14 protein-coding genes are annotated in these 14,924 nt (G+C 53.3%); 4 read left to right on the plus strand and 10 right to left on the minus strand.

Going from position 1 to position 14,924, the window contains the following annotated elements; genetic code table 11:
• Positions 1–28 precede the first annotated feature (28 nt).
• The gene (fdnG, locus tag FDW87_RS09775; protein ID WP_088583081.1) at positions 29–3,079 is read right to left on the minus strand and encodes a formate dehydrogenase-N subunit alpha; all 3,051 of its coding nucleotides are present in this window, start codon (positions 3,077–3,079) and stop codon (positions 29–31) included.
• A gap of 194 nt (positions 3,080–3,273) precedes the next feature.
• On the opposite strand from fdnG, the gene fdhD reads away from it, so the two are divergent.
• On the plus strand, positions 3,274–4,110 hold the full coding sequence (fdhD, locus tag FDW87_RS09780; protein ID WP_049040549.1) for a formate dehydrogenase accessory sulfurtransferase FdhD: 837 nt from the start codon (positions 3,274–3,276) through the stop codon (positions 4,108–4,110).
• 128 nt (positions 4,111–4,238) lie between these two features.
• Positions 4,239–4,451 carry a DUF1471 domain-containing protein gene (locus FDW87_RS09785; RefSeq protein ID WP_003825262.1) on the plus strand — a complete coding sequence of 71 codons (213 nt, stop codon included), beginning with the start codon at positions 4,239–4,241 and terminating at the stop codon, positions 4,449–4,451.
• 56 nt (positions 4,452–4,507) lie between these two features.
• Here FDW87_RS09785 and FDW87_RS09790 read toward each other — a convergent pair whose 3' ends face one another.
• The 6 genes from FDW87_RS09790 to FDW87_RS09815 form a co-directional block, all read right to left on the minus strand.
• Positions 4,508–6,253 carry a putative frv operon regulatory protein gene (locus FDW87_RS09790; protein WP_094169174.1) on the minus strand — a complete coding sequence of 582 codons (1,746 nt, stop codon included), beginning with the start codon at positions 6,251–6,253 and terminating at the stop codon, positions 4,508–4,510.
• Positions 6,253–7,323 carry an aminopeptidase gene (locus FDW87_RS09795; protein WP_049269661.1) on the minus strand — a complete coding sequence of 357 codons (1,071 nt, stop codon included), beginning with the start codon at positions 7,321–7,323 and terminating at the stop codon, positions 6,253–6,255. The genes FDW87_RS09790 and FDW87_RS09795 overlap by 1 nt, the downstream gene beginning before the upstream one ends.
• Positions 7,313–8,758, minus strand: a complete 1,446-nt coding sequence (locus FDW87_RS09800; RefSeq protein ID WP_047357775.1) for a PTS fructose-like transporter subunit IIBC — start codon at positions 8,756–8,758, stop codon at positions 7,313–7,315. The genes FDW87_RS09795 and FDW87_RS09800 overlap by 11 nt, the downstream gene beginning before the upstream one ends.
• Before the next feature lie 10 nt (positions 8,759–8,768).
• Positions 8,769–9,215 (minus strand): PTS fructose transporter subunit IIA, encoded by a 447-nt coding sequence (locus FDW87_RS09805; protein WP_137379695.1) that lies wholly within the window; start codon positions 9,213–9,215, stop codon positions 8,769–8,771.
• A gap of 182 nt (positions 9,216–9,397) precedes the next feature.
• Positions 9,398–9,721, minus strand: a complete 324-nt coding sequence (locus tag FDW87_RS09810; RefSeq protein WP_016157884.1) for an AzlD domain-containing protein — start codon at positions 9,719–9,721, stop codon at positions 9,398–9,400.
• Positions 9,721–10,380: an AzlC family ABC transporter permease gene (locus tag FDW87_RS09815; RefSeq protein WP_016155191.1), complete on the minus strand. Its 660-nt coding sequence runs from the start codon at positions 10,378–10,380 to the stop codon at positions 9,721–9,723. Before FDW87_RS09815 ends, FDW87_RS09810 begins: the two co-directional genes overlap by 1 nt.
• A 101-nt stretch (positions 10,381–10,481) precedes the next feature.
• Between FDW87_RS09815 and FDW87_RS09820 the strand changes: the two genes are divergently transcribed.
• Complete coding sequence (locus FDW87_RS09820; RefSeq protein ID WP_016155192.1) at positions 10,482–11,030, plus strand: helix-turn-helix domain-containing protein; 549 nt, start codon at positions 10,482–10,484, stop codon at positions 11,028–11,030.
• 336 nt (positions 11,031–11,366) lie between these two features.
• Entirely contained in the window at positions 11,367–12,767 is a 1,401-nt protein-coding gene (locus FDW87_RS09825; RefSeq protein ID WP_080859891.1) for a carbohydrate porin, read from the plus strand.
• 289 nt (positions 12,768–13,056) lie between these two features.
• Here FDW87_RS09825 and rhaM read toward each other — a convergent pair whose 3' ends face one another.
• From rhaM to FDW87_RS22215, 3 genes are all read right to left on the minus strand, one after another.
• Complete coding sequence (gene rhaM / locus FDW87_RS09830; RefSeq protein ID WP_016155195.1) at positions 13,057–13,371, minus strand: L-rhamnose mutarotase; 315 nt, start codon at positions 13,369–13,371, stop codon at positions 13,057–13,059.
• Entirely contained in the window at positions 13,368–14,516 is a 1,149-nt protein-coding gene (gene fucO, locus FDW87_RS09835) for a lactaldehyde reductase (RefSeq protein ID WP_016157887.1), read from the minus strand. Before fucO ends, rhaM begins: the two co-directional genes overlap by 4 nt.
• 126 nt (positions 14,517–14,642) lie before the next feature.
• A partial coding sequence (locus FDW87_RS22215; protein WP_252363094.1) for a class II aldolase/adducin family protein occupies positions 14,643–14,924 on the minus strand: 282 nt, incomplete at its 5' end.

Genomic DNA, 14,924 nt, shown 5'->3' on the forward strand with positions numbered 1-14,924 from the left:
GCGATTGATAAGCCATAGGTCGTCTCCGTTACACCTTTTCCACGTTCACGAGGAAGGACTTAAATTCCGGCGTCTGCGTGTTCGCATCACCGACGAATGGCGTTAACGTGTTAGCGATAAAGCCTTTTTTCGCCACACCTTCGTAGCCCCAGTGAATCGGGATTCCGATAGTGTCGATATCCTGACCGTTGGCCTTCAACGTGCGAATACGTTTAGTCACCACCGCTTTGGCTTTAATGTAGCCACGGTTAGAGGAGACTTTGACGGTATCGCCATGAGAGATACCGAGCTTATTCGCCAGCTTCTCGCCAATTTCCACAAACTGCTCCGGCTGGGCGATAGCGTTAAGCAGCGCATGCTTAGTCCAGTAGTGGAAGTGCTCGGTCAGACGGTAGGTCGTACCGACGTACGGGAACTTATCCGCTTTACCCAGTGCTTCCGCGTCACCTTTAAAGATACGTGCGGCAGGGTTAGAGATAACGTTCGGGTGCAGCGGGTTAGTCCCCAGCGGCGTTTCAAACGGCTCGTAGTGTTCCGGGAACGGACCTTCTGCCATCTTATCGATAGCAAACAGGCGTCCCATCCCTTCCGGCTGCATGATGAACGGCCCAACGTTGCTGCCCGGCGCGGCGGCACTGTAGTCTGGAATATCCATCCCGCTCCATTTCGCCCCGTCCCATTTCAGGATCTGACGTTTTGGATCCCACGGATTCCCCTGCGGGTCAGCGGAGGCGCGGTTATACAAAATGCGTCGGTTGAGCGGCCACGCCCATGCCCAGCCCAGCGTATTGCCAAGGCCTGATGGATCGGCATTATCGCGGCGTGCCATCTGGTTGCCTTCCGGCGTCCAGCTACCGGCAAAAATCCAGCAGCCGCTGGAGGTGGTACCGTCGTCACGCAGTTGGGCGAACGAGCTAAGCTGTTGGCCTTTCTTGACGATAACGGCACCGGTGGCCGGGTCGATAATGTCGGCCAGGGCTTTACCGTTGCTCTCCATCGCCACTTCTTCCGAAGCCGGTTCGTGTGGGGTGGAGTAGTTCCAGGTCATGCTCAGCACCTGTTCCGGGTTCGCACCACCCTGCTCGGCATACATCTTGCGCAGACGCAGGAAGATACCGGCGAGGATTTCACCATCGGTAACGGCAATCCCTGGGGCATCCGCACCTTTCCAGTGCCACTGCAGCCAGCGACCGGAGTTGACGATAGAACCGTTCTCTTCGGCGAAGCAGGTGGACGGCAGACGGAATACTTCAGTCTGGATTTTCGACGGGTCAACATCGTTCGACTCACCGTGGTTCTGCCAGAAGGTGGAGGTCTCTGTGTTGAGCGGGTCGATGGTAACCAGGAACTTCAGTTTGGACAGTGAAGCCACAACCTTGTTTTTATTCGGGAATGATGCGACCGGGTTAAAGCCCTGGCAGATATAGCCATTCACTTTGCCCTGGTTCATCATCTCGAAGTACTGCAGGACGTCGTACCCTTTATCCCACTTCGGCAGCCAGTCGAAGCCCCAGCTGTTTTCCGCTGTCGCTTTATCGCCAAAGAAGGCTTTCATCATCGAAACGAAGAATTTCGGGTAGTTGCCCCAGTAGTTCACCTGGCCTTCCAGCAACGGTTTTGGCGTGTTGGCGGCAAGGTAAGTTTGCAGGTCAGTTTGCTTCTCGCTTGGCAGCGTCATGTAGCCCGGCAGGCTTTGTGACAGCAGACCTAAGTCGGTCAGACCCTGAATGTTAGAGTGTCCGCGCAGGGCGTTAACGCCGCCGCCTGCCATCCCCATATTGCCCAGCAGCAACTGGATCATCGCCATGGTGCGGATGTTCTGCGCACCAACGGAGTGTTGCGTCCAGCCCAGTGCGTACAGGAACGACGCGGTTTTATCTGGGCGGCTTGTTTCTGCGATGTACTCACAGACCTTCAGGAAGTCGGCCTTTGGCGTACCGCAGATATTTTCTACGACGTCCGGCGTGTAGCGGGAGACGTGCTGTTTCAGCAGGTTCCATACGCAGCGCGGGTGTTGCAGGGTGACATCGCGTTTGGCGAAGCCTTTTTCATCCAGTTCGTAGTTCCAACTGGTTTTGTCATACTTGCGTTTGTCCGCGTCGTAGCCGGTAAACAGGCCATCTTCGAAACCGTAATCCTCACGCACGATCAGGCTGGCGTTGGTATAGGCTTCAGTGTATTCGCGGTTGAATTTTTCGTTGTTCAGCAGGTACAGCAAAACGCCTGACAGGAAAGCAATGTCAGTACCGGAACGAATCGGAGCATAGAAATCAGCCACCGCCGCGGTTCGCGTAAAGCGCGGATCGATAACAATCAGTTTCGCGCCGTTGTGAATTTTGGCTTCCATCGCCCAGCGGAACCCGACCGGGTGAGCTTCAGCGGCGTTACCGCCCATCACCACAACGAGGTTGGCGTTTTTAATGTCGACCCAGTGGTTGGTCATCGCACCGCGACCAAATGTTGGAGCAAGACTTGCTACCGTTGGTCCGTGTCAGACGCGTGCCTGGTTGTCGACCGCGAGCATACCAAGCGCGCGGGAGAATTTTTGTGTTAAATAGCCGGTTTCGTTACTGGAAGCGGAAGCACACAGCATCCCGGTGGAAAGCCAGCGGTTAACGGTTACGCCTTCGGCGTTTTGTGCAACGTAGTTAGCGTCGCGATCTTCTTTCATCAGCTTAGCGATGCGGTCAAATGCCTCATCCCAGCTAATCTGTTGCCACTTATCAGAGCCAGGTGCGCGGTATTCCGGGAATTTCAGGCGGCTTTCAGAGTGGATGAAGTCCACAAGTCCTGCCCCTTTCGGGCACAGTGCGCCACGGTTCACCGGGTGATCCGGGTCCCCTTCGATATGGAAGATGGATGCTTTGGCGTTTTTTGCTCCGTCACCGAGACTGTACATTAACAGTCCACAGCCAACGGAACAGTAAGTGCAGGTGTTACGGGTTTCGCGGGTGCGCAGCAATTTATATTGCCGTGTTTCCGCTAGCGCTACGCCGGGTGCAAAGCCCAGTGCCGCTGCCGTGGTGCCTGCCATACCGCCAGCGCAGATCTTAAAGAACTGCCTTCTGCTGACCTGCATGGTTCGCTCCTTGTTTCGACATTGTCACGTTCCCTTCGTTTTCCTATAACGCGAACGCGAGGGAAGTGGTTGTTATTTTTCTTTGCGGACGGGACCGCAAAGGTCCAGAATTGGGTGAATTTCCCTCCGTCCAAGAGGGGTTTGTAAAGAATACCACAATGTTGGTATGCGTGTTCCAATACGGTTAAAAGAAAGTGAATAAGATTATTCAAGAAAACATCAAGAATGTGACATCTCCGACAGGATCTCGTCAGTTGACCCTCTGGAAGCGCGAGGACTTGCAACATCCTCAGCCAGATGAGGTAGCTGAAGAAGTGCCTGTGGCACTGGTATACAACGGGATTTCACACGTGGTGATGATGGCATCCCCGAAAGATCTTGAGCACTTCGCGATGGGTTTTTCACTTTCTGAAGGCATTATTGAGTCCTCGCAAGATATTTACGGGATGGACGTGGTGCCTTCCTGCAACGGATTAGAAGTGCAGGTTGAGCTGTCCAGCCGGCGCTTTATGGGGTTGAAAGAGCGTCGTCGCGCACTGGCCGGTCGGACTGGCTGCGGTGTTTGTGGCGTGGAACAACTTAATGATATTGGCAAACCGGTCCAGCCGCTGCCGTTTACCCAGACATTCAATCTGGCGCATCTCGATAACGCCTTAAGGCATCTCCCTGATTTCCAGCCTGTTGGGCAACTGACAGGCTGCACGCACGCGGCTGCCTGGGTACAGCCGTCAGGTCATCTGGCGGGCGGACATGAAGATGTTGGACGTCATGTTGCGCTGGATAAACTGCTGGGACGACGTGCGATCGAAGGGGAAACCTGGCAGCAGGGCGCGGTATTAGTCTCCAGCCGCGCCAGCTACGAGATGGTGCAGAAGTCGGCAATGTGCGGCGTGGAAATCCTGTTTGCTGTTTCTGCGGCGACAACGCTCGCTGTGGAAGTTGCCGAACGCTGTAACCTGACGCTGGTGGGTTTTTGCAAACCGGGCCGGGCGACGATTTATACACATCCCGAGCGTCTGATAACTGAGTAACCAGTGTTCAATTAATTTGAATAAGACTGGCAAATCCTTCCGCTTTTAGTTGTGCGATGAGATGGCTATTATTTATCACATCAAGGCACGGTGCCTTAATCAAACAACTAAGTTAAAGGGTTTATATCATGAAAAGCATCAAAACTTTTGTCGCAGTTATCGCTCTGGCTACTTCTTTCGGTTCTTTCGCTGCTCAGACAGTTACCGCAACTGGTTCTACACTGGAAAGCGCTGAAGCAAAAATTGCCGCTCAGGCTGAACGTGCAGGTGCCAGCGATTATAAAATCACTCAGGCATACACCGGCAACCGCGTGCACATGACTGCTGAACTGCTGAAATAAGATACCTCAGTACTGTCGAAAGAGCGCCCTTGAGGCGCTTTTTTCATTTCCGGCATTCACTGCCTGAGCAATGCGATAAACGCGTTATAGTCTTTCAATCCCGCAATAGTTTCTGCCGGATGGCTGCTCAGCACGCTGGATAAATAACTGAAGATTTTTAGCTCATGCCGCGCCTCGGCGGCGGCACAGGCGATCAGGACATGGCTGACCGGTTCGTTATTCACCAGAATAGGGTGTGCGAGGGTAATAAAGAAACCACGAAAGCGGCGCTCCTGTTCGCTCCAGCAATGAGGAATCGCCAGGCGATTCACGATCAGGTTTTCACCTTCATGCTCCCGGGCGCAAATGCGCAGCGCTTCGTCCTCGGTGATATGGCTCTGTGCCACAAGCTGGCCGCAGATCCGGCCGATAATACTCTGCCAGCTTTCAGCCTTCATATTGGCGTAATGGAAGCTGCCCGGCTGTAAAAAGAAACGTTCGGGCTGCTGGCGGATAAAGGCCGTTGCGAGGAAGTGTTTAATCTGCTCGGTACCCGCAGAGGTGATGATATTCTTGATGGTTAAGGTATTTTTTATAGATTCATCAAGTAAATAGTGACTATTGTTGATGATTAACAGTGGGGTGATTTCTTCACTGATGGCGCTGACTTCACTCGTATTTCGCGCAATGATCACCCGACAATTCAGAACATCTCGCTCAATGGCCTGTTGGTTGATGGTGGCGATAGCATTCTGGTCGGATAACAAAATGACCGGCTGGCGCTCGTTTTGATGGCGCTCCAGGGCGCAGGCGAAGTAAAGCCCGATGAGGTCGCTATCGAACAGTGGGATATCCAGTTTTTCACGCAACAGGGCAATAAAACGCAGACTCAAATCGAAGGCGGCAGGCCAGGTCGACTTCAGGTTGTGCATACTGCTCTGGCGATGTTCCGGTACCCAAACCGGGGCAGACACGCATCTCAGCAGGTGGCCGGTAATATTATCAACCAGTTGGGTATCGATAACGTTCAACGCAGCGATGCCGGGAACGCTTTTTAACAACAAGGTCACCGCATCGGCAGAAATTGTCATTGCCTGCTGTTGTCTGATTTCCAGAAGGCCGATCAGTGTTCTGAAGGCGTTCTCGCCCAGGTAGACTCCTCCTTGTTCCACCGCATTTTTCAGTGAAACATACCGACACTCCGGCCATGATCCGGAGAGCTGGTTACGCAGGGCATAGACGGCCAGCACCAGACTTGCCAGGTACTCTCCCGAGATGAGCGGGAATTCATTAAGTTTTTCACATGCTGCATTGAGCCTGTCGATGTTGTCCCGGGTAATACCCGGCAGTGGAATTAAGAGGGGATCTTTTTTAAGCAGATTCGCCAACAGGATAATGCGCTTTTCTTCTGGTTCATCAATGAAATGACCGACGCCCGGGCGGCTGGCAAGACAAAAGGCCCGCTCATAGCGCTGCTTCAACCGTGGGAGACGATCGGCCACCCAAGTTTCAGGTAAATTGAGCGCCGAAGCCAGCTGTACACGCGGTGTAAAGGTATTGAGCAGAAGAAAGGCCAGCAACCGGTCATCATTATCATGGCGTTGCAGAAGCTGAAAATAACCGCGTCTGTCGACAATTTCCAACTGATAGCCCGCACTGCCGCCGGGCTGAATGCGGGCCTTACCGCTGAGGGTAAAATTGAGGTAGTCAATATCACGCAGGATGGTTCTGCCTGAAACGCCAGTTTGCCGCGCCAGGTCGCCCAGCAAACACGGCTGCTGTTCAAGAAGATCCACCAATTTTAACTGGCGTTCCGAAAGCATTAACTCTCCCGGCGAAAGTCAGTAAGCGCGCGGACCTTTTCGGTCGACAGCGAGGTGAGCAGTTCCCGCACCAGCGTAAACAGCGCGTCGTAATCCGATGCGGAAATCATGCCGCTGTTGGCGTGGAGATAGCGAGTCGGCAGGCATAGTGCCGCCACCGGACGACCGCCGCCCATAACGTTATAGCGTCCACCGTCCGTCGCCCCGGTTTTCATGGTGCAAAACTGCAATGACGCACCGCTGTTTTCTGCACACGCTTTTAATGTGGCAACCAACTGCTGATTAGGGAAATAGCGCTTATCGAACAGCATCAGCCCTGGGCCCTCGCCAAGCTTGAGTGGGTATTTAATGCTGTCGATTCCGGGCACATCGCCCGCAACCGCAGTATCCAGCACGATCACCACATCGGGCTTGATATGCTCCGCTGAGGTTTGCGCCCCGCGTAGACCCACTTCTTCTTCCACGCTGCCCACGCCGTACAGGGTAATTTCAGGGTTATCCACGGTTTGTAAAAGCTCGGCCATCAGGGCGCAGCCGACACGATTATCCAGCGCTTTGCCGACGATCTTATCTTCGCCCCAGTGAGCGAAATTGGCTTCCGGGCTAACGAAATCACCGATCGCAATTCCGCGTTTTTCTACTTCTTCGCGGCTGTTGGCACCAATATCGATGAACATTTCGTCAAATGTCAGAGGTTGCTGTTTCTGCTTTTCCGTTAAGGCGTGCGGTGCTACGGAGCCGATTATGCCAGGGATTTTGACGCCCTTGCGGGTGCGGATGGCGACCCGGTGGTTCAGCATCGACTGGCTCCACCAACCGCCAATGGTGGTGAAGCGCAAAAAGCCGCTTTCGTCGATATGCGTGACCATAAAGCCCACTTCATCCATGTGACCGACGATGGCAACCTTCGGCCCACGGTTGCCCTTGCGTGCGACAAAGCTGCCGAGGCCGTCAAAAGTGATTTCATCGACGCTGGAATCCAGCGCATTAATGAGAAGAGTGCGAACTTCCTGCTCATCACCGCTGACGGCGCTGGCTTCGCATAACTGCTGAAGTAACTCAATGTTCATGGGCAAGCTCCTGCTGTGCGGCTTTACGTTTCAGCCACAATCCTTTCAGGATGATAATTAACGAAATGTTCAGCGCCAGACCGATAGCCAGCACCAGGTAAAATGACCCCACCGGCGACATCAGGCCAATCAGCGGATCAAAGATACCTAAACCCGGCGCGAGACGTTTGATTCCAAAGGCGATGACCAGCATGCCGGTAATACCACCGGAGAGCGTATTGGCGGTAATCATCGGCAGCGGCGCGGCCAGCGCATATGGGATTGCCGGTTCGGTGGCGACGGTGGCACCCACCACAATCGCACTGCTGGCGGCGGCCTTCTCCTGCTGGGTAAATAGTTTCGGCGCTAAATAGGTAGCGATACCTGCCGCGACGGGCGGCATCAGCGCCACCACGCCGACGATGGCGTACCAGTCATAGATATGTTTTTCCAGCAGTGAGAAGCAGAAGAACCAGGCCGTTTTATTGATTGGCCCGCCCATATCAAATGCCAGCATTGCGCCAACGAGGAAGGCTGCGCCCATTTTCATTGATGGCGGAATGGTGTTCAGGAAGTGCAGCAGCCCCCCCATGATGTCGGACATCACCGGGCCGATGACGTAATAAGTCAGTACGCCAAACACCAGCAAAGTGACAAACGGGATCAGCATGGAGCCGAGCAGCGGCTGCAACGCTTTGCCGAGCCGAACCTTGCGAAACCAAAGCACAAAGTAGCCAATTGCCAGCCCGAGTACGACCGCGCCGAGAAACCCCGCGCCGGACTGGGTGCCGAGAAGACCTTTATCGTTCGCCAGGTAACACACCAGAAACGCCGGGGCAAAAGCGGGCTTATCGGCAATCGACCACGCGATGTATGCCCCCATTATGGGGATCATAAAGGTGAAGCCCAGATAGCCGATGGATTCAACAACCCAGGTGAACGATGGCGCACCTTTCGACATATCGGCATAGGGCAAACCGAACTGTACCAGCATATTAGCGATGGCAACCAGAATACCGCCGCCAATAACAAACGGCAGCGCGGCGGAAACGCCAGCCATCAGGTGGCTCATCACGCTACCGTGCTGGACCTCCTGTTTTCCCAGCTTCACGCTGCTATCAGTGGCAAAAAGTTGTGAATGAGTCGGTAACTGCGTAAAAATCAGGTCGATATTTTTCAGCGCCTGGGAAATGGCTATTTCATAGACTTTTTTCCCGGCGAAACGCGCCCGGTCTTCGCCGCTCAGGCCGCGACCTGTAGCCAGAATAACGTAATCGGCAGCGGCAATTTCTTCACTGGTCAGTCGGTTTTCGACGCCGCTTGAGCCCTGGGTTTCGACTTTAATCGTATGGCCGAGCGAGCGCGCTTTTTGCTCCAACGCTTCTGCCACCATATAAGTGTGGGCGATACCCGCCGGACAGTTGGTAATCGCCACTAAACGCAAGGATGACTCCATAGCCGCTTCCTTATGAGGTTAAGGTCTGATTGAGCAGGGCGAGTACCTGGTCGGTGTCGCCTTGCTTCAGTTGGTTGATGAAATCTTGATGGATAATTTTGCGGCACAGGGTGCCGATAATTTTGACCTGATCGTCCTCGCCCGTTTGTGGCACGCCGAGGCAGATCCAGCAGTTAACGTCCTCGCCGTCGCTGGCTTTCCAGTCCACTTTTTCTGATTTGCGCGCGAACAAGACGAAGGGGCGTGTGATACAGACGCTTTTACCGTGTGGGACGGCAATGCCCGAACCAAAGCCGGTGGAATGCAGCTTTTCGCGTATCAGCAGCGTTTGCAGGAAGGCGCTGCGGTCAGAGACGTAGCCATTTTGAAGCGCCATATTCGCCAGTTGCTTGAGGATGGCATAAACGCTATTCCCCTGAATATTCAGGTCCATGCAGTTAGCTGTAAGGGCTGTCATGGTGGGACTCCGTTAAAAACTGTTTGATTTGATTTTAACGGTGAGATGGTGAAGAGATGAGCAGCAATATGTCAGCGGGAAGTGACAATTTGAGGCAGAGTTAGCGCCTGGTTTTGTGGGGTAAAACACATAACGCTACAGGTGATTACCCTGATGAATATTTCGCCAGGGTAATTATATTCTTAGTGTATACCCACCATTCGTAACAGCGCGGTTACCACCGCAGCGGCAACGATCACCACGATCAGCGGCATCTTACGCCAGGCGAGAAATACCGCAAAAGCCACGCCGAGTACGCGCGCCATTCCGGCAAAGTGTTCGCCCTCGTAAAAGGTGGTCGCCAGCGCAACGGAGAACAGTAATACCGTTGCGGCGTCGGAAAGCAGCGCCTGCGAGCGTTCTGAGAACGCTAAACGGCTTCCAAGCTTGGCTCCCCCTAAACGCATTAAATACGTTCCCACAGATAACATGGCGATACCGACGATAAACAGCGTCATGTTGCCCATTATTTTTTCCTCGTCAGTAAGCCAAAGAGTGAGAGCAAAACCGGTAAACCGACCGGCGCAAAGGGAATGGCGGCAAGCGACAACGTGGCGCCGCTACAGGCACGAATCAGCGTAGTGCGGTTTTTGAATGCCGGGACGACCAGAGCCAGCAGAATGGCAGGGAAGACGGCATCCAGACCGATGGTTTCCGGGGCAGGGAGCAGTTTGCCGACGCCTGCGCCGATCAGGGTGCCAACAGGCCAGAAGATTGCGACGCCCAGACCGCACAGCCAGTAGGCGGCTTTACGTTGCTCAGGCGTTTTTTGCGACAGGCCAAAGACCACGCTTTCGTCATTCATAATATGACAGCCGAGGAAACTGGCAGCTCGGGTGCCTACTAGATCGCGCACGGTGACGCCGAACGGCACATGTCGGGCGTTAACCAGTAAACCGGCAGCCGCAGCCGCCAGTGGATTACCACCGCTGGCGATAATGCCGATAAACATAAACTCGGACGCGCCCGCCAGCACAGTAATAGAGAGTACAAACGGTACCCACAGCGGGAAGCCGTAGGCCATCGCCAGCGAGCCGTATGACATGCCGACTACACCGACGGCCAGACAGACTAAAAATATTGCTTTTATCGTGTCGCCTTTGAGACTGGAAAAATAATGTTTCATACCGTTTTAGCCATATCGAACGAGTTTCCATTATAATGAACGCGACCAATTGGCTTTACAAGTCGAACAATTCGTTCGATATAAAAAACATGGAGTCGTGAATGACCCAGCCCATCAGTATGATCGCGAAAAGTCTGGTGCGTGAACGTCAGCGCACCGGTTTGTCGCTGGCGGAGATTGCCCGTCGCGCGGGGATTGCAAAATCGACACTCTCGCAATTGGAAGCGGGCAATGGAAATCCTAGTCTGGAAACGCTCTGGTCGCTGTGTGTGGCGTTAGATATTCCCTTTGCGCGCTTGCTGGAACCGCAGGAGCAAAAAACGCAGGTGATTCGCCGCGGCGAAGGGACAAAAGTCGTGGCTGAGCAGGCCCACTATCAGGCCATTTTACTGGCCGCCTGCCCACCGGGTGCGCGGCGGGATATCTATCTGCTGCTGACGCAGCCGGGCGCGGATCGTATTTCACAACCGCATCCACCGGGATCGGTTGAACATATTATCGTAACGCAGGGTAAGGCGATGGTGGGATTGACGGAAGCGCCGGAGGAGTTAGGTGAGGGCGATTATATTTGTTACCCCGCCGATCAAGCGCATATCTTTAAAGCACTGGAGCCTGACACTCAGGCGATTCTGGTTTCTGAGCAGAGTTAATTGAACGCTTATTAAATAAAGGCGCGGCGATTATCGTTCGCGCTTTTATTATTTTTAATTATATTTTATTGTTATTCATATAAAATTGTTTTTATTATTTTTCGTTAATTTCAGCACTATTGTTATATCCCTCACATTCTTAATTATATCTACGTTACACATAATAAAATCAGTATGATAATAAATATTAGCCTGCACTGGTGCCACGTTTTAATGTTCTGAATTTATTTCAGTCATCGGTATCGTATTACCTATAAAAATATTTTTTAGATTTGCATGTTGCGCGTCTTCCGGTCGGAAGACGTTGGACGATCTTTATTTCAAGGAAAGCAAATAATGAAGAAATCGACATTAGCTTTAGCAATAGGTCTATTATTAGTGGCAAATAATGGCTTTGCTAAAACGCAAAAAATGACTCTGGAACAGCGGCTCGAACAACTGGAGGCTCGGCTGGAAGCTGCGGAAAACCGCGCGGCAAAAGCGGAAAATCAGGTGCAGCAATTGCAGGTACAGCAGGCTGCGGAGATCCAGGAAATTAAAGTTGCTCAGGGAAATACGCCAGTCAACGGCACTACGCCCGCGCAAGAGACCAAAAAGAACGCCACCACCCCTAACCTGGTGCTCTCCGGCTATGGCGATCTGAAAATCTACGGCGACGTGGAATTCAACATGGATGCGGAAAGCAACAAAGGCGTGCTGGCGGCAACCAATTCGAATGTGGGCGACCCAACTAATGAACGCTGGGATCTGAACGGACGCATCCTGCTGGGCTTTGACGGTATGCGTAAGCTGGATAACGGCTATTTCGCCGGTTTTTCAGCGCAACCGCTGGCTGACATGACGGGTTCGGTCAATCTTGATGACGCCGCTTTCTTCTTCGGTCAGGAAAATGACTGGAAAGTAAAAGTCGGTCGTTTCGAAGCTTACGATATGTTCCCGCTGAATCAGGATACCTTTGTTGAGCATTCAGGGCATACCGCCAACGATTTGTATGATGACGGTAGCGGCTACATCTACATGATGAAAGAAGGTCGTGGCCGTTCTGATTCCGGCGGCAGCTTCCTGATGAGCAAACAGCTCGATAACTGGTATTTCGAGTTAAATACCCTGCTGGAAGATGGTACCTCGCTTTATCAGGATAGCCGCTATCATGGTCGTGAAATGTCGCAGGAGAAAAACGTGGCTTATCTGCGCCCGGTCGTCGCCTGGACACCGGTGGATGCGCTGACGATTTCTGCGGCCATGGAATCGAACGTTATCAATAACGCCTATGGATATACCGATCCGCTATCAGGCAAGTTTGTCGATCAGTCCGATCGTACCGGTTACGGTATGACGATGACCTGGAACGGTCTGAAAGCCGATCCGGAAAATGGCCTGGTGTTTAACCTGAACACCGCTTATCTCGATGCGGATAACGAAAAAGATTTTACGGCGGCGGCCAACGCTCTGTGGAAGCGCTTTGAACTGGGCTATATCTATGCTCATAACAAGATCGACGAATTTAACGGTCTGATCGATCACGATGATAATGACTGGTTCTACAATGAGGGCACTTACGATATTCATACCATTCATGCGTCTTATTTAATTCCGAACGTGATGGATATGCAGAACTTTAATATTTATCTCGGCGCTTATTATTCGATGATTAACAGCGATAACAGCAATCCGGAGAATTATACCGACGACGACGACCGTTACGGTGCGCGTCTCCGTTTCAAATACTTCTTCTGATTTTCCGTTCTCAGGCGCCTGGATTCAGGCGCTTTTTCTTAGAGCCTGGTCATCAGGCTTTTATTTTCCCACCCAGTTATTTTTGATTTTGAACTTGTCGGCGCGGTTGTAGCTACACGAGTAGTTAAATGCCGTCCCATCTTCCAGTTTGGTGACGCCGGAGACTTTCAGCATCGGCAAGCCTGAGCAGGTGCCGGGTCGTGGGGAAATGGCGTGGATGACAAAACGAACGCAATGCTGCTAACGGGAGAAAAAGTTTCCTCCCCCGTCAGGGGAGGAAACAGAGCGGTTAAGGCAGATAAAACACTTCTTTTAGCTCAGCGCTGACCGGGCTGTTGTCCGGATTTGCCGGCATTACATCACGCATATGCTTCCACCAACGCTGGCAAACATCGGTGCTGGCAACGGCGTTCCAGCGCTCTTCTGACTCAATCTCGACGGTGGCGAACAGCAGGTTGCGTTCCTGGTCGAGATAAATCGCGTAGTGATGGGCACCGTGCTCTTTCAGCACCGCTTCCAGTTCTGGCCAGATGGGATTGTGCCGACGTTGATACTCAACGTGCGCGTCGGCATTCACCTGCATCACAAAGGCCTTGCGGATCATAACGCCTCCAGATACAGCTCGCGGACCTCGTCGCGGCTGGCGGTGCGTGGGTTACACGGCGCACATGGATCGGCCAACGCTTTATCCAGCCAGCCTTCAATATCCTCTTTCGTCACGCCAAGGGAACTAAAACCAGCCGGAATACCTACACGCTTGCTCAGGGCACGAATCGCGGTGATGGCCTCCATGCTTGCCGCTTCGTCGCTCATCCCGCGGGTGTCCACTCCCATCGCCTGCGCCACTCGGGCAAAACGCGCCACGGCGTTCGGGCGGTTAAAGTTTTCGATGATCGGCAGCAGGATGGCGTTGCAGACGCCGTGCGGCAGATTATGGGTCGCGCCTGGCTGGTGTGCCAGCGCATGCACCAGACCCAGACCTGCGCTGTTGAATGCCATACCCGCCAGATACTGACCAAACGCCATTTGCTCACGGGCCTCGAGGTTATGACCATCGTCGACCGCTTTCGGTAGCCACAGGTTGATCAGGCGAATTGCTTCCAGGGCGTTGGCGTCGGTGAGCGGATGCGCGCCAACGGAAACATAGGCTTCCACCGCGTGAGTCAGGGCATCCATACCGGTTGCGGCGGTAACGGAGGCTGGGATTTCCAGCATCACGCTGGCGTCATCCACGGCGATATCTGGGATGATGTTCGGGTCGATGATCACTTCTTTGACCTTGCGGACAGAGTCGATAATGACCGCGTTGCTGGTCATCTCTGCTGCTGTACCAGCAGTGGTATTGATGGCAACCAGCGGCACGCCCGCATTTTTCACTTTGCCCACGCCGGAGTAAGCGGTAGAAGGGCCAGGGTTGGCGGTCAGGATCTTCACCGCTTTGGCGGTATCGATCGGGCTGCCGCCGCCGAAGGCGATAATGTAGTCACATTCTGCCCCCTGATATGCCGTAAAACCTTTCTGTACCAGCTCTTCTGTCGGATTCGGGAACACCTCATCAAACAGGTGGTAAGACATTTGATGTTCATCCAGTGCGGCAAACAGGCTATCCAGCAGGCCCAGCTTCACCAGCTGACCATCGGTGACGATCAGCGCTTTGCCCCATTGTTTATTCGCCACGAGATTCACCATATCGGCAATCGCGCCGGCGCCATGCAGGCTAATTTTTGGCAGTGCCAACATAAAGCTCATCACTATTCTCCTTAAAAAAAATCCCTGGTGCCCGGTGGCATTACGCTTATCGGGCCGACGGTGAAACGTGCATCGTCATGTAGGCCGGATAAAGCGAAGCCGCATCCGGCGTTGAGTTGGCAGGTATCAGTACAGCTCTACGGCGCTGGCCAGCGGGGTCACGCCAAAGCGTTTAGCCAGTGCTACCAGCTCTTCACGTGTGATGGTCTGCTTCATACCGCCCATCGAATAGATTTTGACTAAAACTTCGGCGGATTTTTCTGCGGTATCTATCAAGCCAAATGCTTCGTCGAGGGAGGGACCGCTGCCGAACACGCCGTGGAACGGCCACAGTACCAGCGAGTGTTTCTGCATTTCCTCGGCGGTTGCCTGACCGATTTCATCCGTACCCGGCACCATCCACGGCAG

It is taken from the genome of Citrobacter sp. wls826 (assembly GCF_005281245.1).
In the GTDB taxonomy this organism is placed as follows: Bacteria; Pseudomonadota; Gammaproteobacteria; order Enterobacterales; family Enterobacteriaceae; genus Citrobacter; species Citrobacter braakii.